Raw genomic sequence first — 18,692 nt, 5'->3', positions numbered from 1 at the left:
TCCCTCGCTGCGCTCGGTCACAGACGATCTCCTAGTCGATACGAACGCCGGCAACCCTCCGGCCGGCACCACTCACCACGCGAAACCCGATACCAACGCGGCGATCTCGGATACGAATGAGCCCGCCGACCCACAAGGGGCGGCGGGCTCGTTCGAGAACTCCAACGCGAGCGTCAGGCGTCCTTCTTGTCCTCAGCGGCCTCGTCGGCAGCGGGGGCCTCGGCCTCGACGGTCTCGGCGACTGCCTCTTCGGCCTTCTCCTCGACCACGGTCTCGGCGGCGGGCGCCTCGGCCTTCTTGGACGCGGCAACGCGACGGGCGCGGTCGGCCTCATTGGTCACGGTCTTCTCCCGGACCAGCTCGATAACCGCCATCGGCGCGTTGTCACCCTTGCGGGGCAGCGTCTTGGTGATGCGGGTGTAACCACCCTCGCGGCCCTCGAACGACGGACCGATCGAGGCGAAGAGCTCGTGGACGACATCCTTGTTGCGGATGACCTTGAGCACCTCGCGCCGGTCGGCCAGGGTGCCGGCCTTCGCCTTGGTGACCAGCTTCTCGGCGTAGGGGCGCAGCGCCTTGGCCTTGGACTCGGTGGTCGTGATACGACCGTGCTCGAAGAGCGCCGTGGCCAGATTGGCGAAGATCGCCTTCTGATGCGACGCCGACCCGCCGAAGCGGGCACCCTTCTTGGGCTTGGGCATTGTTTGTTCTCCTGTGTCTTATTGCGGCGCTCCCGGCGCCCTGCGTGTTTACGCTCCGCTACCGCCTCCGGGCGCGTCGCTCACGCCGCGGGTGCGAGGCCGGGCCGGGGTGCCTACCCCGACGACCTAGAGCTGTTCGGTCTCGGCGTAGTCCTGCTCGCCGCCATCGGTGTCACTGAACGTGCCGCTATCGCTCCACGTTCCGGTGCTCGCGTCGTAACCCACCACGGACGAAGGATCGAACGAGGCCGGGCTGTCCTTCAGCGAGAGGCCCAGCGCATGCAGCTTGACCTTGACCTCGTCGATGGACTTCTGGCCGAAGTTGCGGATGTCCAGCAGATCCGATTCGGTGCGGGCAACGAGTTCGCCGACCGTGTGCACGCCCTCGCGCTTGAGGCAGTTGTAGGACCGGACGGTGAGGTCCAGGTCCTCGATCGGCAGACCGAACGAGGCGATGTGATCCGCCTCGGCCGGCGAAGGGCCGATCTCGATGCCTTCGGCTTCGACATTGAGCTCACGGGCCAGGCCGAACAGCTCGACCAGGGTCTTGCCCGCCGAAGCGAGCGCGTCCCGGGCCGTGATGGAGTTCTTGGTCTCCACGTCCAGGATCAGACGGTCGAAGTCGGTGCGCTGCTCGACACGGGTGGCCTCCACCTTGTAGGTCACCTTGAGCACCGGCGAGTAGATCGAATCCACCGGGATCCGGCCGATTTCCGCGCCGGACGCCTTGTTCTGCACCGCCGGGACGTAACCGCGACCGCGCTCGACGACGAGCTCGATCTCCAGCTTCCCCTTGTCGTTCAGGGTGGCGATGTGCATATCCGGGTTGTGCACGACAACACCGGCAGGCGGCACGATGTCACCGGCGGTGACGGTGCCCGGGCCCTGCTTGCGCACGTACATCGTGACCGGCTCGTCCTCCTCCGAGGACACGACCAGACCCTTGAGGTTCAGGATGATGTCGGTGACATCCTCCTTCACGCCGGGAACGGTGGTGAACTCGTGCAGGACGCCGTCGATGCGGATGCTGGTGACCGCGGCCCCCGGAATCGAGGACAGCAGGGTACGCCGAAGCGAGTTGCCGAGGGTGTAACCGAAGCCCGGCTCGAGCGGTTCGATGGTGAACTTCGAGCGGTTCTCGGCGACGACCTCTTCGGTCAGCGTCGGACGCTGTGAAATCAGCATTTTGGATCATCCTCCTGTACGGGCGCCCACTATTTGACGCCCACGTCTTGGGGGTTGTGCGTGGTCGCGGGCAATGCCGACGACCACGCACCAGCAGCGGTGAGCTGTTACTTCGAGTAGTACTCGACGATCAGCTGTTCCGACAGCGGCACATCGATCTGAGCGCGCTCGGGCACCTGGTGCACCAGGATCCGCAGCCGGCCCGGGATCACCTGCAGCCAGCCCGGAACCGGGCGGTCGCCGACGGTCTCACGCGCAACCTGGAACGGCAGCGTGCCGAGCGACTTCTCCTTGACATCGATGATGTCGTACTGGGTCACCTGGAAGCTGGGGACGTTCACGGCCCGGTTGTTCACCAGGAAGTGACCGTGGCTGACCAGCTGGCGAGCCTGCCGACGGGTGCGCGCCAGACCGGCGCGGTACACGACGTTGTCCAAGCGGCACTCGAGCAGACGGAGCAGGTTGTCACCGGTCTTGCCCTTGAGGCGGTTGGCCTCTTCGTAGTACCGGCGGAACTGCTTCTCCATGACGCCGTAGGAGAAGCGCGCCTTCTGCTTCTCCTGCAGCTGGAGCAGGTACTCGCTCTCCTTGATCCGCGCGCGGCCGTGCTGGCCGGGCGGGTACGGACGACGCTCGAACGCCTGGTCGCCTCCGACGAGGTCGACCCGCAGACGACGCGACTTGCGGGTGATAGGGCCTGTGTAACGAGCCATTTTTCGTTATTCCTTTCCCGCTAGACGCGACGCCGCTTGGGCGGACGGCAGCCGTTGTGCGGCTGCGGGGTGACATCGGAGATCGTGCCGACTTCCAGGCCTGCGGCCTGCAGCGAACGGATCGCGGTCTCGCGGCCCGAACCCGGGCCCTTGACGAACACGTCGACCTTCTTGACGCCGTTCTCCTGCGCCTTGCGGGCAGCGTTCTCGGCGGCGAGCTGCGCGGCGAACGGGGTCGACTTGCGCGAACCCTTGAAGCCGACGTGGCCCGAGGACGCCCACGAGATGACGTTGCCGGACGGGTCGGTGATCGACACGATGGTGTTGTTGAACGTGCTCTTGATGTGCGCGTGGCCGTGCGGGACGTTCTTCTTTTCCCGGCGACGCGACTTCTGGGTCTTCTTGGGGCCGGAGGCCCGACTCTTCGGAGGCATCCTTATATCCCCTACTTCTTCTTGCCTGCGACGGTGCGCTTCGGGCCCTTGCGGGTGCGCGCGTTGGTCTTGGTGCGCTGGCCACGCACGGGCAGGCCACGACGGTGGCGCAGACCCTGGTAGCAGCCGATCTCGATCTTGCGTCGAATGTCGGCCTGCACCTCGCGGCGCAGGTCACCCTCGACCTTGAGGGCCGAGCCCTCGATGTAGTCACGCAGCTGCGTGACCTGCTCGTCGCTGAGATCCTTCGAGCGCAGGTCGGGGCTGACGCCCGTTGCCTCGAGGATCTCCTTGGAGCGGGTACGGCCGATGCCGTAGATGTAGGTCAGCGCGATCTCCATGCGCTTTTCGCGCGGGAGATCAACGCCCATGAGACGTGCCATGTGGCAGGTTCCTTAATCGTTGCGGAGGTCTGCTCCCTGTCCGTCCCCTCGTCTGGTGGGGCACCGGCCTCCGTACCGGTGGTTGGCTCGCACACCTTCCGACCTTGCGATTCCGAGGAACCGCGCGATCCGAATATCCGCAGTGTGCGGCTGGAGCTGGGAGTTCTTCTTTAGTTGGCCAAGCCGATCAGTGATCGGTGCCCGGCTGGTGCCGCGAAAATCAGCCCTGGCGCTGCTTGTGGCGCAGGTTCTCGCAGATCACCATGACCCGACCGTGACGGCGGATCACCTTGCACTTCTCGCAGATCTTCTTGACGCTCGGCTGAACCTTCACGTCCGTCCAATCTTGTTCGGTTCACACGGGTGTGAACACAGTTTTTCCCCAGCCGGGAGACTGGGGAAGCCTTTGCCGCCGCACTGGGCGCCGTGCTCGATGGGCAAAGCCCAGGCCCTGATGGGGGTCCGGGGCGAAGCCCACTCGATTCACTTGTAGCGGTAAACGATGCGGCCGCGTGAGAGGTCGTAGGGCGAAAGCTCGACGACCACACGGTCCTCAGGAAGGATGCGAATGTAGTGCTGCCGCATCTTTCCGCTGATGTGCGCGAGAACCTTGTGCCCGTTCTCGAGCTCGATCCGGAACATCGCATTGGGCAGCGGCTCGACAACTCGACCCTCGACCTCGATGGCCCCGTCTTTCTTCGCCATGTCCTCCGCGATCCCGGTTTACGCTCAAACCTGGTTTGATTGCCTTGTATCTGATTCCATGTAACTCATCGGTCGAACCGATCAGTGGCATGCAAACAGTCGGCGCGTAGGTGCACCGCCGACCAAGCTTACCGGTTTAATTGCTGGCAGGCCAATTCGCCCTGGTCACACGGAGCGGGGGATCCTACTGTTTCGCCTCTGGTGCGCGTGTGGCGGTGCGTCGACCCGCAGTTGCCAGCGTAGTCATGCTGCCCGCAGCTGCGTCAGAGCCGTGATCCTCGCACAGCAGCCACTGTCGGTGACGAGACCGGAAGTCGGTGATGCTCTGATTGTCGTGGAGTCGAGTCCAGCGGCTTCTCCGGCGCGGGCATCTCATCTGACACGGTTCCCCATCTTCCTCGGCATGCTTACTCGGCATGGGCACGGCAACGGCATCCAGTTTCGTCGCCATTCCAGCGCGGCCGAACGGGAGGATGGCAAGTACTTCGTGAATAGGTCGCACCGGAAGCGGCGGGCGCACTCGCGGAGGCGACCACCGGTGCCGCTGATGCGATCGAGGGGGTTCGCCACTCCGGCAGGTGCGAGGGGAGCGTTGCGGGAAGACGTTGCTTGCCGGGATGCATGAAGCCATTGCCGGATATAAGAGGCCGTCGGAGGCCGGGTCCGCGGCGGGACGCCGGTGGCGAAGCAGACGCGCGGCAATCGACCGCGCAGTCAGCCCGTACACCCAACGCGGGCCATTTTCGGCCTATCTCATCGAGTGGTGCATGGGGCCCAACAGATCCCGCGAGGGAAGTGCTCGAAAACCCGGCCGTTCGGGCCACTCCCCAACCGTGATGAGGCAGACTCGTCGCGTAAACTGACCACAGCCCAAAAATAAAGGTCGAGCAGATCAAGGGGGACATGTGAGCCGTAATAACGACGGCCTCCCCATGCTGCCCCCGTGGCTATCCGAGAGCGATGTCACCGGCGGCTACGAAGCGCCCGTACAGAACCTGCCACACGACGACCTCATCGATGAAGCGCCTTCGCGGCGTGGACGTTCCAAGCGCGCGCCGGAGACCGAACGTCCCGAAGCCGCGCGCCGGGACAAGCGCCGATTCGGCCGACGCAAAGGTAAGGACGAGCAGCCCGAGGAGCAGAGCCCGCGCCCGGGTTCACCGGGGCGCGAATTGTCCGGGCCCGGTTTCGAACTACACAGCGGACCGGGTGGCTTCCAGGGCCCGAACGCCTTTCGTGGACCCGAGCCCCAACGCGGCCCCGAGCAAGGGGACCCGCGCCAGGGGCCACCGCAGCACGACTCCGGCCCACACGCGCGCCCGGCTGGACCAGCTCAGGGTTCGCCGCATCCGGAAAACGGCTGGCAAGGCAGCAATCCGCTGCCGACCCGCAACCCGCGCCAGCCCTCCGCCGCCTTCGACCCGCTCGGCAGCAGGCCGCCGACGCCACCGTCGCAACCGCTGGTGCCGCCACCCCCTTCCGGCCCGCAACAGCCCGCTGCCGACTACCAGCAGCCGGGCGCTACCCGAACGTCTCCCGCCCAGCAGTTGGGCGCAGGCCAACCGCCTGCTTTCCAGCAGCCGCCCGGTTTCCAGCAGCCAGGTACGGGGCAACCGACTGCCACAGAGCCGCCCGCGTCCGTCGAGGAAACGGTGCGCTACCAGACGTCGCGCCCCGAGCTGACGCCCCCGCCGAACCAGGCCGCGGCACAACCGTATTCGCCTCACGCACCGAAGCCGCCGACGAGCGAGCACCCGGGCATGCCGCCGACCGGCGACTTCGACGCTTCGACGCCATGGCTCGATACGCCACGCCCCGAACAGGGCCGACCGACCCCCGAACCCGCCGGTATAGGCCCACACACACCCGCAGACTCGGCACCCGCGCAATCCGGCCATCCGTCGACGCCCGAAAACCGCTCGGACAATGGCCAACTCACGCCGCCCCCGCCGGTCGGCGCACCACACGCATCGACCTCGCATGGCACCGACCGGCTCGACGAACCGCACGCGCGCGGAATCGACGACCCGTCCGCGCAGCTCACCCCACCGCACTCACGCGGGACCGATGACCCACCTTCGCGACTCGATGAACCGCGCCCACCGGGCGCTCATGGTGTCGACGGACCGCCGACCCGGCACGACGAACCACGGCCGCACGATCCGCGCGGAATCGACAGTCCACCTTCGCGACTCGACGAGTCGCGGCCGGGCTCTCGTACCGACAGCTCAGGCCTGGGACTCGACGAGTCGCACCTTGGCTCGGACGGCGGCCAAGGCTCGGCGCGGCAGATGGACGAGACTGTTCAGCCGGGCGCACAAGGTGACGATGGTCCGCCGCCCTGGCTTACGCCGCAGCAGTCGACTGCGGATCAGACCGCTGATGCACAGGCGGCCGCCCGTACCGGCCAGCGGCCTGAATTGCCGCCGCCACCAGCGGAATTCGATGCGCCGTCGGCTGTGGATTCCAGCGTACCTTCCGACGCCGGCGTCGCAGGTGGTTCCGGCTCGGCAGCCGGGGCAGCGACGGATGAACCAGGGGCAGCAAGCCGTACGGACCAGGACGACTCGGCGCGAGCGCCGGGTGCCGAGCAGGCCGCGAACGACGCAGTCGGTTCCGTCGAAGACACGGGCGATCGCGCGGAATCCCAGGGTGCGACACCGATATTCGATTCCGCCACGGTCGATCCGACGAGGCGACCGGGCAGCTCCCCACGGGTTACCAACACCGGCCACCCCACCGCGAGCGGATCACCTTCGGGCACAACATCGTCCGCGAGTGGCAATGCACCGCACGACTACGGCCAATACGGTCAGGCGCCGCGAACGGCCAACGACGATCCAGCCTCCGCACGGGCACCCAGCTCGGGGGCAGCGCCAAAGACGCCGGGCCAGTTCCATCGCCCCGCGTCCGCACTACAGGCACCCGGCAACGACTTCCAACGACCCCCATCGGCACCACACGCACCCGGTGGCGAGTTCGACGCCCCCGCGGCCGCAGCACAAGCTCCGGGCGGCGACTTGCACCGACCGGCATCGACACCGCAGGCACCGGGCGGCGAGTTCCGCCAGCCGCCGTCAGCTCACGGAGCTGATTTCCAAGGGGCTACCGGCACCGGAGAGTCGGAATCCGATCGGCCGCAAGGTGATAGCGGCTCGGCGGCGCCCGAATGGGTCACCGGCTCCGATCCCGCCGGTTCTGAGCTCCAAGGACCGGCGGCGACACCGCAGGCATCGGACGAGGAGCTCGGACGTCCAGGCTCGGGACCGCCGGGAACGGTAGCCGAATCCCAGCTGCCGATCGGGACCGCCGCGCAGTCGGGATCCGCTGCGGCGCAACGGGAACGTGGCTTGGCCGCGCCTGCCTGGACCGCGCACCCCGTGCCCGGAACGACGGACGCACCGACGCCCATCGGTGGACGACACCGGGTGCCATCGGAAATCGACGCGGCCGCCGCGGCAAGTGAGTTCAGCGGTGATCCCGCAGGGGCGACCGACACCGCTGGCGATCAGCAAGTTCCGACCAGTGAGCGGTCGGCACCGCATGGGCCGCACAACCACGGAAACGCGGCCGGATCGGAACACCCCGACGTAGCCGAAGGGCGGATCAGCGACCGCGATGCGCCTGGGTACGCGCAGCCCCCAGCGGGACCGCAAGCACCGGGTGCCGACCAGCCGAATGGTCAGTGGCACAACGGTCCTGGGTATGCGCAACCGCCCACCGGCCAGGCACCGGTCGGCGATCAGGCAGGCCCACCTCGGCAGAGCGGAGCCGGACCCTCGGGCCGAGCACCCGGCAGCGACCAAGCGCCATGGCAGAACGCACCCAGCCCCACGGCGCAAACGCCCAGCAGCGACCCGGCGGGGCCGTGGCAGAACGGACCCGGGTACGCGCAACCGTCTATCGGGCAGGCACCCGACGGCGATCGCGCACCTTGGCAAGGCGGACCGGCGCCCACGGGGCAAGTCCCCGGCAGCGACCATGCGCCATTGCAGGGCGGACATGGAGCAGCGGGGAACGCATCTGGCGACCAGGCACTGCGGCAGGGCGGTCCGGTGCCCACGGGGCAGGCTCCCGGCGGCGACCAGGCACAGTCCCAGAGCGGCCCCATCGGACGTACACCCGCCGGCAACCAAGACCCCCCGCCGAGCGGCCTCGGCCCTGCGGGGCAAGCCGCTGGCAGTAATCAAGCCGCGCAGTGGCAGAGCGGGCCCGCGTACACGCAACCGCCCATCGGGCAGGCGCCGGTCGGTGATCAGGCTGGCCCACCATGGCAGAGCGGCCCCGTAGGGCAAGCCCCCGGCGACGATCACGCACCATGGCAAGCCGGACCCGCGCCTACGGGCCAAGCACCCGGCGGCGACCAGGCACCGCAGCACGGCGAACTCGGACCGACAGGTCAGCCCCCCGGCGGCGAGGCATCATGGCACGGCGCCGCCGGACCCATGGGACAAGCATCTAGCGATCAGGCGGCGTGGCAAGGCGGCCCCGGGCACACCGGCCAAGCGCCTGACGGCGACCACGCACCATGGCAAGGCGGACCTGCGCGTACGGGCCAAGCACCCGGCAGCGACCAAGCATCGCAGCACGGCGAACGCGGACCGACAGGTCAGCCCCCCGGCGGCGAGGCACCGTGGCACGGCGGCCCCGGGCACACTGGCCAAGCGCCTGACGGCGATTACGCAGCGCGGCAAGGTGCGCCTGGGTATGGGCAGCCGCAGATCAGGCGCGCACCCGAGGGTGAGCAGTGGCAGAATCCGGCGGCGCGGGCATCGGGGCCGCAGTCGCCGACGGGTGAGCCTGCTGACCAATGGCAGCATGGGCCGGGGCCGATGGGACAGCAAGCGCCCGTTGGGGATCCGCAGGGGTACCGCCAACCGCCAGCTGGGCCGCAAGGGCCGGGGTATGGGCAGGGGATGCCGCCCGGGTATCAGCAGGGTGGGCAGTATCAGCCGCAGCATCCGCATGGGCCGCAGCCTTCGCTGGATGACGTGCCGTTGCGGCGGGCGAAGAAGTCGCCGAGCAGTGGGTGGCGCAAGGCCGTGCACCATGTTTCCGGTGGTGCGATCAACCCCGGGTTGTCCGCGGAGGAGCTGCGGCTGCAGGAGTTGGTGGCGCGGATCCGGCAGCCGGTGCGTGGTGATTATCGGATCGCGGTGCTCTCGCTCAAGGGTGGCGTCGGAAAGACGACCACGACAATGGGTCTCGGGTCGATCTTCGCCTCCATTCGTGGTGACCGGGTGATCGCGGTCGATGCCAATCCGGACTTCGGCACGCTGTCGCAGCGGGTGCCGTTGCAGACCCGCTCGACGGTGCGTGATCTCCTGCTCGATCCCGCGATCCAGCGCTATTCGGATGTGCGCAGGCATACCTCGCAGGGCACCAGCCGATTGGAAGTACTTGCCAGCGAACGGGATCCGGCGGCGTCGGAGGCGTTCAACGACGAGGAGTACCGCGCGGTCGCGCGCATCCTGCAGCGGTTCTACAACATCATCCTGACCGACTGCGGTACCGGACTGATGCATTCGGCCATGGGCGGCGTACTCGACCTCGCGCATTCGCTTGTGCTGATCTCTTCGGCCGCGATCGATGGCGCGCGCAGTGCGGCGGCGACGCTCGACTGGTTGTCCCTGCACGGCCACGACCATCTGGTTCGCAATGCGGTCGTGGTGATCAACCTGCCGCGTGAGGGTTCCCCGAATGTCGGCATCCAGCAACTGCGCGAATACTTCCTGTCGCGCTGCCGCGCGGTGCACATCATTCCGTACGACTCACACCTGTCCGAGGGCGCCGAGATCGATCTGCACCGCCTGCACAAAACCACCAAGCGCGCCTACGTCGAACTCGCCGCGACCGTCGCCGACGAATTCGGAATCGACCACCGCCGCTATAGCGTCTGATACGCCGCGCCCGCCGCGCGGCGTATTCCCGGCCCCTGGTGTCTCGCGTCCGACCCGGTCGAGCGACCGCAAGCGTTCGCTAGCGGCTCTTTTCGAGTGACCGCAAGCAGTCCTAGCTGCCCCCCCTTTCGAGCGACCGCAAGCAGTCCTAGCTGCCCCCCTTTCGAGCGACCGCAAGCAGTCCCAGCGGCCCCCTTTCGACCCGCAAGCAGTCCTAGCGGCACAGCCGAGACTCGCACCTGCGGCGATGCGCTTCGGCCACTCGGCTGAGTTCGATGGCCGCGCCTTCGCGCGAACGCGAGACGGGCCGCGAACTTCTCCCTGGTAAGACTCGCTCCGTCGTGGTCACCGACGCCGTGATCACGCCTCTCACCAGGATAATCGGGACGCGCGTACCTCCGCGATGGACCGACCGCGACGACGGCGGAACAGTCCGCGCAGTGTGCCCCCGTTCATGTAGCCGACCTTGTCCGCTATCGCGTCGATGGTCAGGGTCGTGGTGCGCAGCAGTTGGGTGGCGCGTTCCAGCCGGACCTCGTGCACGAAATCCCGTGGTGACATCCCGATTTCGGCTTGGGTGGCGCGCTGCAGGGTGCGTTCGGTGACGCCGAGCAGATGCGCCGCGTCGGCGATGCGGAACTGCTGGGCGATATGGTCGCGCACCCAGCGCTCGAATGCGGCGACCAGGGAGTCGTTGCGGGCGATCACCTCCGGTATCGCGGAATCGATCTGCGTGCGGCGATCGCCGACCACCAAATACCGGGCAGTCAACTCGGCCAGGGTCGGACTCTGCGCGGCGATCAGCGCCAGCGCGAGGTCGATATGCGATAGCGAGGCCGCGGCGGTGGTGAGCCGATCCGCCCGGCACAGGATTCGGCTCTCGTCCAGGTCGATGCGCGGGTACCGGCGTCGAAAGGCCGGGCCGAGCCACCAGCTCGTCGTCGCAACCACGCCGTCCAGCACGCCGGCCTCGGCGAGGTAGAAAGTACCGGTGCAGGCCGCGGCGAGGTGCGCGCCGGATTCATAGGCCCGCGTCATCAGTTGCAGCACCGGCCGATTCGCGGGTGCGGCGACCACGCCGATCAGCCCATCCGCATCCAGGACGCGCGTTGCGGGGACGACGATCAGACCGACATCGTCCGGCAGTTCGGTCATCGGCGTCGTTTGCGCGCGGAAACCGTGCGCCGTACGCACTTGTTCACCATCGGCGACGATGTGCACCCGCCATGGTTCGGGTGCCGTCTCCAGTTCCTCGCGCAGTCCATTGGCGGTCGCGAAGGTCTCCAGTACCGCGGTGAGGCCGAGGTCGGCGACGCCGTCCTGCACGAAGACCGCAACATCCATGTCGCAAACAGTACTGAATATGTCGTTTCCGACACTCGGAACTGCGGAATAAGCGGCTTAGGGTTCGTACTACCTATCCGGCCTGCCCCGCGGAGTTCAAATGACGCTCGTCGAAACCACCGGTATCCACCACATCCGCCTGACCGTGACCGATATCGACCGCTCCAAGGCGTTCTACCGCGACGTGCTCGGTTTCGAGATCGCGGTCGAATCACCGGGTCGACCCGAGGATCCGCAGGTGCGCACCGATCCGGCCCAATTCTACGGCGGCGTCGTATTCCAAACGAACGGAATGCTGTTCGGACTACGCCCGGTGGCCGAACCAACCGATAAATTCGATTCCGAACGCGTCGGTCTGGACCATCTCAGCTTCACCGTGCCCTCGGTCGACGATCTGGCCCGCACCGCCGCCCGGCTGACCGAGGCCGGAATCGAACACGGCGAGGTCACGCCGCTGGACGGACTCGGCATCGCGATCCTGTCCTTCAGCGATCCCGACGGTATCCACCTCGAGCTCACTGCACCGCTGTGAACGCGCCAGCGCACTGTAGTAACCCGACGTTCCGTCGGCCTCCGATGCTGGTGCGGACGAATGCCGGCTCGGCACTGCCGAGCACCAGCGAACTACTGTGCGCGCTGAGCGGAAAACAGGTCCGCGGCCATGTCTGCCGATGGTCGCGCGATCTGGTCCGGTTGCACCGCATAAGACGCGAGCATCCCCAGCGTGCGGCCGTAATCGACTGCCTCCGAGTGGAATTGGTTGCCAATATCAATACCTGGGCAACCGAGCACCTGACGCTGCGCACCGACGACCATCGCGACGCCGCACTCGGTGACATCATCGATCGCATCGCGGCCACCGCCGACCACGCCTTCCACCTGCTGATGACCGACGATCTGACCGGCGAACGTATGCACGTGACATGGACGCGACTAGCCGAATTGTCCAATGCATACAGCGATCTGGTCCGCGAAGCCGAGCACGGCCGCTGGTGCCTGTCCCCCAACACCAGACGCCGGTAGCCTGATCCGCACGCCGACGGTAGTCGAATGGCGGCCCGCTATCCGATGGGCGCCGCCATTGGACTGCGCTCGGCGACTCGCGAAACGGCAAGGGGCCGTGGCTAGCCGGTAGGGAAGCCACGGCCTCTCGTCACCCGGGTCGTCACCACTCCGGGAGTCGGCGTCGGCCCGCGAGGATATCGCGCACCAAATCGTCGTAGGCATCGGCCAATTCGGCCAGATGATGCCATGCGCCGTGTAGTTGTTCGTCGTGCGCGTCCAGCGTCATCAACGCGTGGTGCGCGCGGACCGAGGACTCCGCGATCCGGTCGATAACCGAACCGACGGTTTCGGTGTGTAGTGTCGCGCCGAGCCGATGCTGCGGCACACTGCGCGCCACCCAATCGTCGATCGCCATGACCAATTCGATTCTGCGACGCTCGATTTCGAGGATCGTCGCTGGATCGGTGGATACCGATCCGCCACGACCGACGAGCCGTCTTTCGTGCAGAATCGCTAGGTCACGGGCGAACCAGAGCAGCGGACCACCGACAACTCGGTGACCGCGACACGCCCGTACAAGTAGATCCGACGTGGGAAGTAGTCCATGGGTCAGGGACTGCACCGTCGAATCGACACACTTCGGTGTGCCTGGAAGAGCCATCACAACCGTTGATGAATCCGAACCTGCCACGTTGCCTCGCCGTCATCGCCGCACAACACCTGGATCAGGACGTTCATTACAATAAACCTCTGAAGGCACCTGTCAAGCGTTACCGGGCCGTAGGGAGTCACGAAGAGTACACTTCGTTACCTGCATGACTGACCGAGGAGCAAGATGGCGGACGGTCCGACGTATCTCCGGATCGCAGACCTCCTCCGCGAGGAGATCCGCGCAGGCAAGTGGAATCCGGGCGATCGGTTGCCCAGCCATACCGAGCTGGCCGATCAAATGCAGGTTTCGATCACTACCGCGCGCAACGCCATTCACGTGCTGGTTGCCGAAAATCTGGTCTACACAGCTACTTCCCGCGGCACCATCGTACGAAACCAAGAAGTTCTGGAATCGGTTGTCACCGACCATATTCGTCCGGATCGTCCGCAATCCGCCCACGATATTTTCGAAGAGATCGCGCGCGCCGCACATCGCGAGCCGACCAAGGAGTTCAGCGCGAAGATGGAACCGGCGGATCCGCAGGTGGCGCATTGGCTGGGCGTGTCGGAGAATTCCTGGGTGCTGGCCAGGACGGTCGTCCAGTTCCTGGACAACGAACCATGGTCGTGGGAGGTCAGTTTCTATCCACGGGATTTGGCGGAGGCGACCGGCATCGACTCGCCGCACGATATTCCCGAGGGCACGACACGCCGGCTGGCCGACCGCGGCCACGCCGAGACCGCGCACCGCGACACGCTCGTCGCCCGCCCGGCCAGTGCCGAGGAGGCGATCGTGCTCGGTGTGGCGACCGGCACCATACTGCTGGACCATCTACGCATCGGCGCCAACCACGAGCGCATCACCAGGGCCACCCGGCATCGGTCGATCGCCACCCGCAACCGGCTGGCCTACGAACTCGGCGACGACGCGGGCAGCAACGTCATCCGACATACGCTCGGCATTTCCTACGGGCCGGGTATCTCATTGCCATGAAAAACGTTCCGCCATGAATACGGTGCAGTCATGAATAGCATCCGCCGGGCAACCCTGAGTGATCTCGGCACCATCTGCCGGCTTCGGATCCAGCGCACGGCCTGGCTCACGGCGCGCGGCTCCGATCAGTGGACCGTCGCGGCCCGCGGCCTACCGATCGAGATCTTCGCGCGGGCCGTCGGCGAATCGCTGGACGCGGGCGAAACCTGGATCGCCGAGGTGGCCGGGGAGCCGGCCGGGACGATCACCGTCAACGACCGGTCGGACCCGGGGTTGTGGTCGCCTTGGGAACTGACCGACGCGGTGATCGCACATTTCATGATCGTCGATCTCCGCTTCGCCGGCCAGCGCGTCGGCCATCGCCTATTGGCCCACGCCGCATCGCTTGCGCGCCAACGACAACGCCATTGGGTCCGACTGGACGCCTGGACAACCAATACCGATCTGCATGCCTATTACCACAAGGAAGGCTTCCATCTGGCCAGGATCGCGGGCCCGGCCGCCTCGGGACCGTCCCGTGCGCTGTTCCAACGCCGTTCCGACAGCTGGACCTTCGAGCCGATGACGTCGACGGTGACCAATGTGCCGCAGCCGACGCCAGAGTCGGCGCCCGAGGCTCACAGCGGCGGCAGATAGGCGATCTGCACCATCTCCTGACCGCGGTTGCGCGACACCAGGATGCCGCGCCCGGGCGGCAGCTTCATCGGACGGACATCACCGATCAGCTTGCCCTCATCCTTGGGGCCACTCATGATCAGCGCGTCGACGGAGAGGTTCTTCATACCGCCGAGCACGTTGTCGTAGAGGGCGCGCGAGACGCCGCCGGTGCGGCGGGTGACAACCACGTGCAGACCGATATCGCGAGCCTGCGGCAGGTATTCCAGCAGTGGCAGCAGTGGATTGATGCCCGCCGTGATCATGTCGTAATCGTCGATCAGCAGGTAGATTTCGGGTCCGGTCCACCAGCTGCGCTCGCGCAACTGCTGCGGGGTGATATCGGAGCCCGGGATACGCTTGGACATGTAGCGGGCGAGTTCGTTGACCATCGGTCCGCAGGTCTGCGATGAGGTGGAATAGCCGCCGAGATGGGCCTCGTCGACCACGCCGAGCAGGCTGCGGCGGTAGTCGATCAGGATGATCTTGGCCTGTTCCGGTGTCGCGTTCTCGGTAATGCCCATGGCGATATTGCGCAGCAGCGTCGTCTTGCCGCATTCGACGTCGGCGAAGGCCATGAAATGCGGCTCTTGACCGAAGTCCAAGACGAACGGGTCCAATTCGTTCTCGCCGAGCCCGACGAGGACCTTGGTCGGGCCGAGTTCGACCGCGTGCTTGCGCGCGATCGCCACGACCTCGTCGCGACTGATCTGCAATGGCAGCATCCGCACCTCGGGGGCGCGGCGGCCCGGATAGAGCTGCTGCATTTGATCTCTGGCCTGGGCGGCGCCCTCCGCCAGCGTCTGCGGATCGGAATCGGAATCAAGTCGGGGCAGTGCGATGAGCATATGCAGTTCATCGGGTGTGAGACCACGACCGGGGCGACCGACCGGCACCAGAGCCGCTGTGCGCCTGCCCATTTCGGAATCGGTCGGGTCGCCGAGGCGCAGCTCGACCCGGGTACCGATCTGATCTTTCACATTGGGCCGGATCTCACCCCAGCGCGCGGCGCCGATGATCAGGTGGATGCCGTACGAAAGACCCTGTGCCGCAATGGCGGTGATCTGCGGTTCGATGGTGTCGAACTCCTCGCGCATGGCCGCCCAGCCGTCGATGACCAGGAAAACATCGCCGAACTGGTCCGCGGCGAGCGGATCATTGGGATCGGCCTCGGTCCCGTTGATCAGCCGGGCCTCCATCTGGGAGTACTTGCGGCGCCGGAAATCCACCATGGATTCAATGCCGAGTTCGGCGAAGCGCTCCTCGCGCTGGCGCATCAGCGTGGTCAACTCGGCGACGGTACGGCGCACCCGATCGCCGTCCAGGCGGCCCGCGACCGAACCTACATGCGGCAGACCGGACAGACCGGCGAGGCTGCCGCCACCGAAATCGAGGCAGTAGAACTGGACCTGTTCGGGGCTGTGGGTCGCCGCGGCGGCCATGATGATCGTGCGGATGGTGGTCGACTTGCCCGACTGCGGACCGCCGACGACCGCGACATTGCCTTGGGCACCGGCCAATTGGATGGTCAGCACATCACGGCGCTGTTCGTAGGGTTTGTCGATGATGCCGATCGGCATCCACAGCTGGCCGTGCCGGTTTACCGGGGAACGCCAATCCGGATCGGGCAGCAACATATCCACCGTCGGCGATTCGTCCAGCGGCGGCAACCAGACCTCGTGTGCCGGGCGGCCGTGTCCGGTAAGGCGTTTCACGACGACCTCGAGCAGCGTCTCCGGCACGCCGCCCAGCGACTCCCCTTCCGGCTGGGCACCCGGTGGCGGCGGCAGGTCGGGCAGCTCCATCCGCACCGGCCCCGGTCGCTGCGCCGCCTCGACCGGTCCGGCGGTGAACACCGTCGGCGACTGACCGCCGACCACCCGGCCATCCACCTGTCGGCTGCCGCTCGGTGAGACATACGGCCCGGACACATAGGTTGCGTTGAATCGCAACGGATCGTCGGCATCGCTCTTGAGATAACCCGAGCCCGGAATGCCGGGCAGGTGGTAGGCGTCGGTAATGCCGAGTACGGCGCGGGACTCGTTGGCGGAGAAGGTGCGCAGACCGATCCGGTACGACAGATGCGAATCCAGGCCGCGCAGCTTGTTCTCCTCGAGTCGCTGCGAGGCCAGCAGCAGATGGACGTGCAGTGAGCGACCGAGGCGGCCGATCATCACGAACAGATCCGCGAAATCCGGCTTCTGCGAGAGCAATTCGGAAAACTCGTCGACGATGACGAATAGTGCGGGCAGTGGGTCGAGCGCGACGCCCGCCGCGCGCGCCTTCTCGTAGTCGGTGACATTGGCGAAATTGCCTGCGGCGCGGAGCAATTCCTGGCGGCGGTTCATCTCACCGGCCAGCGCATCCTTCATGCGGTCCACCATCGAGAGTTCTTCCTCGAGGTTGGTGATGACCGCGGCGACATGTGGCAGCGAGTCGAGGCCGAGGAAGGTCGCGCCGCCCTTGAAGTCGACGAGCACCAGGTTCAGGGCATCTGGCGAGTGCGTCGTAACCATGGAAAGCACCAGCGTGCGAAGGAATTCGGACTTACCCGAACCTGTTGCGCCGATACACAATCCGTGCGGTCCCATACCGCTCTCGGCGGATTCCTTGATATCGATTTCGACCGGGGTGCCGTCCGGGGTGACGCCGATCGGCACCCGCAGCCGCTCACGAGCCGTGCGCGGACGCCAGACTTTCGATGGTTCGATCTGCGCGGCATCCGGAATCTTCAGCAGCGCCATAAGTCCCGGATCGGTCCGGGTGTCGTCGCCGAGACTGACGATCTGTGCGGCCGTCGCGATACGGAACCGGGCCAGGCTGCGGGCGAAGGATGCGGATTCGGCCGTGCTCACCTCATCGGCGGCGGCGAATTTCTCTATCCCCGCAGCGCTTTTCGCGCTTACCGCACCGTCACCGACCACCAATTGCAGGCCGCGCCGCGCAGCAAGGCCGTTTTCGGGTGCAGTCAGATCGAGCACGGTGACCGAGTCCAGACCGGATTCGCTGACCAGGCGCTCGGTGCCGTTGACGTAGCCGTCATCGATAATGACCACCAGATGCAAACGGCCCTGTGTCGGTTGCGGATTGCGCATGAAGCGGCCGCGCTCGAGCAGTTCGGAGGCCAGTGCGGTTTCGAGTTCGGCCAGCGAGCCGTACACCATTCTGGCCGAGCCCATGCCGTCGCGGACGGTCGGATGTTGCAGGTGCGGCAGCCATTTCGCCCATTCCCAGTCGGATCCGTCCGGATCAGCGCAGACTATGGCGACCGCGACATGGTCGGGACCGTGAAATGCGGTGAGCTCCATCAGCATCGCGCGCGCCAGCATTCTGGCTTCCTCAGTGTCGCCGCCGATATTGATGGCCGGGAAGGCCCGCAGCGATACCGCGGTCGGCAGCTGGTGCACCACCGAATGGGTTCGTACGAAACGACGCAATGCCACGGTGGAGACCGGCTCCAGATCTTCCAGCGGGCCGGTTTCCGGACGTGCCAACTTGGTCGCCAACCGATGGCTGCCCACCCCGACCCGCACATGTCCGAAGTCCGGATCGTTGGGCCTACGCTCCCACATCCGGCGGGTGCCGACCACCGACGGCAGATCGATCGGTTCCGGATGACTCCAGATCAGCGATTCCAGCTGCTTGTTGCCGGTGCGGCGGACGTCCTTGCGCATCTGGTCCAGATAGCGGAAGTAGTCCTTGCGCTCCTCGTTGAGTTCGCCAGCCCCCTTGGGGCCGTTGCCCCGCATGCCGAGCATCATGCCGCCCATCGACATGATCATCATCATCGGGAACATCATCATGAACGGGTTGGCGAGCAGGTTGCGACCCATCATCACCATCATCGCGATCATGCCGACGACGGCGACCACCATGATCACCGGCATCAACTTCATGATCAGTGGTCCGGGCATGGCCCGCTGGATCTCCGGCGGCGAATTCAACGCCACCTCACCGCCCGGCGCGCGCGGCGGGGCGATGCGGGGGCGGCGCACGAAACCTTCGGTAGCCATGGGTCCCTCT

15 protein-coding genes are annotated in these 18,692 nt (G+C 66.3%); 5 read left to right on the top strand and 10 right to left on the bottom strand.

The genetic code is table 11. The features are described 5' to 3' along the window. Positions 1-173 precede the first annotated feature (173 nt). The 7 genes from rplQ to infA all read right to left on the bottom strand — a co-directional run bounded on the left by rplQ (position 174) and on the right by infA (position 4,121). The gene (gene rplQ / locus ACIBI6_RS21220) at positions 174-701 is read right to left on the bottom strand and encodes a 50S ribosomal protein L17 (RefSeq protein WP_364346184.1); all 528 of its coding nucleotides are present in this window, start codon (positions 699-701) and stop codon (positions 174-176) included. 126 nt (positions 702-827) lie between these two features. Further along, positions 828-1,886: a DNA-directed RNA polymerase subunit alpha gene (locus ACIBI6_RS21215; RefSeq protein ID WP_040686662.1), complete on the bottom strand. Its 1,059-nt coding sequence runs from the start codon at positions 1,884-1,886 to the stop codon at positions 828-830. A gap of 107 nt (positions 1,887-1,993) precedes the next feature. Next, positions 1,994-2,599, bottom strand: coding sequence for a 30S ribosomal protein S4 (gene rpsD / locus ACIBI6_RS21210; protein WP_327095488.1), 606 nt, complete (start codon positions 2,597-2,599; stop codon positions 1,994-1,996). Between the two features lie 20 nt (positions 2,600-2,619). Then, positions 2,620-3,033, bottom strand: a complete 414-nt coding sequence (gene rpsK, locus ACIBI6_RS21205) for a 30S ribosomal protein S11 (protein WP_014349147.1) — start codon at positions 3,031-3,033, stop codon at positions 2,620-2,622. An 11-nt stretch (positions 3,034-3,044) separates the two neighbouring features. Beyond that, on the bottom strand, positions 3,045-3,416 hold the full coding sequence (rpsM, locus tag ACIBI6_RS21200; protein ID WP_040686660.1) for a 30S ribosomal protein S13: 372 nt from the start codon (positions 3,414-3,416) through the stop codon (positions 3,045-3,047). 220 nt (positions 3,417-3,636) lie between these two features. Further along, positions 3,637-3,750 carry a 50S ribosomal protein L36 gene (gene rpmJ, locus ACIBI6_RS21195; protein ID WP_040686659.1) on the bottom strand — a complete coding sequence of 38 codons (114 nt, stop codon included), beginning with the start codon at positions 3,748-3,750 and terminating at the stop codon, positions 3,637-3,639. Between the two features lie 149 nt (positions 3,751-3,899). Further along, a complete protein-coding gene (gene infA, locus ACIBI6_RS21190) occupies positions 3,900-4,121 on the bottom strand; it encodes a translation initiation factor IF-1 (protein WP_003418601.1) in 222 nt (73 codons plus the stop codon). A 905-nt stretch (positions 4,122-5,026) separates the two neighbouring features. Between infA and ACIBI6_RS21185 the strand changes: the two genes are divergently transcribed. After that, positions 5,027-10,021: an AAA family ATPase gene (locus ACIBI6_RS21185; RefSeq protein ID WP_396957443.1), complete on the top strand. Its 4,995-nt coding sequence runs from the start codon at positions 5,027-5,029 to the stop codon at positions 10,019-10,021. Between the two features lie 369 nt (positions 10,022-10,390). On the opposite strand, the gene ACIBI6_RS21180 is transcribed toward ACIBI6_RS21185, so the two are convergent. Continuing rightward, the gene (locus ACIBI6_RS21180) at positions 10,391-11,365 is read right to left on the bottom strand and encodes a helix-turn-helix domain-containing protein (protein ID WP_364346177.1); all 975 of its coding nucleotides are present in this window, start codon (positions 11,363-11,365) and stop codon (positions 10,391-10,393) included. Between the two features lie 100 nt (positions 11,366-11,465). Between ACIBI6_RS21180 and ACIBI6_RS21175 the strand changes: the two genes are divergently transcribed. Together ACIBI6_RS21175 and ACIBI6_RS21170 are read left to right on the top strand one after the other, a co-directional pair. Continuing rightward, entirely contained in the window at positions 11,466-11,897 is a 432-nt protein-coding gene (locus tag ACIBI6_RS21175) for a VOC family protein (RefSeq protein WP_396957442.1), read from the top strand. A gap of 44 nt (positions 11,898-11,941) precedes the next feature. Next, the gene (locus ACIBI6_RS21170; RefSeq protein ID WP_364346173.1) at positions 11,942-12,388 is read left to right on the top strand and encodes a DUF4254 domain-containing protein; all 447 of its coding nucleotides are present in this window, start codon (positions 11,942-11,944) and stop codon (positions 12,386-12,388) included. Positions 12,389-12,530: 142 nt separating this feature from the next. On the opposite strand, the gene ACIBI6_RS21165 is transcribed toward ACIBI6_RS21170, so the two are convergent. Beyond that, complete coding sequence (locus ACIBI6_RS21165; protein ID WP_364346171.1) at positions 12,531-13,031, bottom strand: DUF4254 domain-containing protein; 501 nt, start codon at positions 13,029-13,031, stop codon at positions 12,531-12,533. 174 nt (positions 13,032-13,205) lie between these two features. Here ACIBI6_RS21165 and ACIBI6_RS21160 point away from each other — a divergent pair, with 174 nt between their 5' ends. Beyond that, positions 13,206-14,015 (top strand): GntR family transcriptional regulator, encoded by an 810-nt coding sequence (locus ACIBI6_RS21160; protein WP_364346169.1) that lies wholly within the window; start codon positions 13,206-13,208, stop codon positions 14,013-14,015. Positions 14,016-14,045: 30 nt separating this feature from the next. Then, positions 14,046-14,651, top strand: coding sequence for a GNAT family N-acetyltransferase (locus ACIBI6_RS21155; RefSeq protein ID WP_396957441.1), 606 nt, complete (start codon positions 14,046-14,048; stop codon positions 14,649-14,651). On the opposite strand, the gene eccCa is transcribed toward ACIBI6_RS21155, so the two are convergent. Beyond that, the gene (gene eccCa, locus ACIBI6_RS21150) at positions 14,633-18,682 is read right to left on the bottom strand and encodes a type VII secretion protein EccCa (protein WP_396957440.1); all 4,050 of its coding nucleotides are present in this window, start codon (positions 18,680-18,682) and stop codon (positions 14,633-14,635) included. The two genes, ACIBI6_RS21155 and eccCa, sit on opposite strands and share 19 nt — an antisense overlap. Between the last annotated feature and the right edge of the window lie 10 nt (positions 18,683-18,692).

The sequence above is a fragment of the Nocardia sp. NPDC050412 genome (assembly GCF_044458825.1).
GTDB lineage: Bacteria > Actinomycetota > Actinomycetes > Mycobacteriales > Mycobacteriaceae > Nocardia.
The sequence above is the reverse complement of the archived record's forward strand: the minus strand, read 5'-3'. Positions and strand labels throughout refer to the sequence as shown.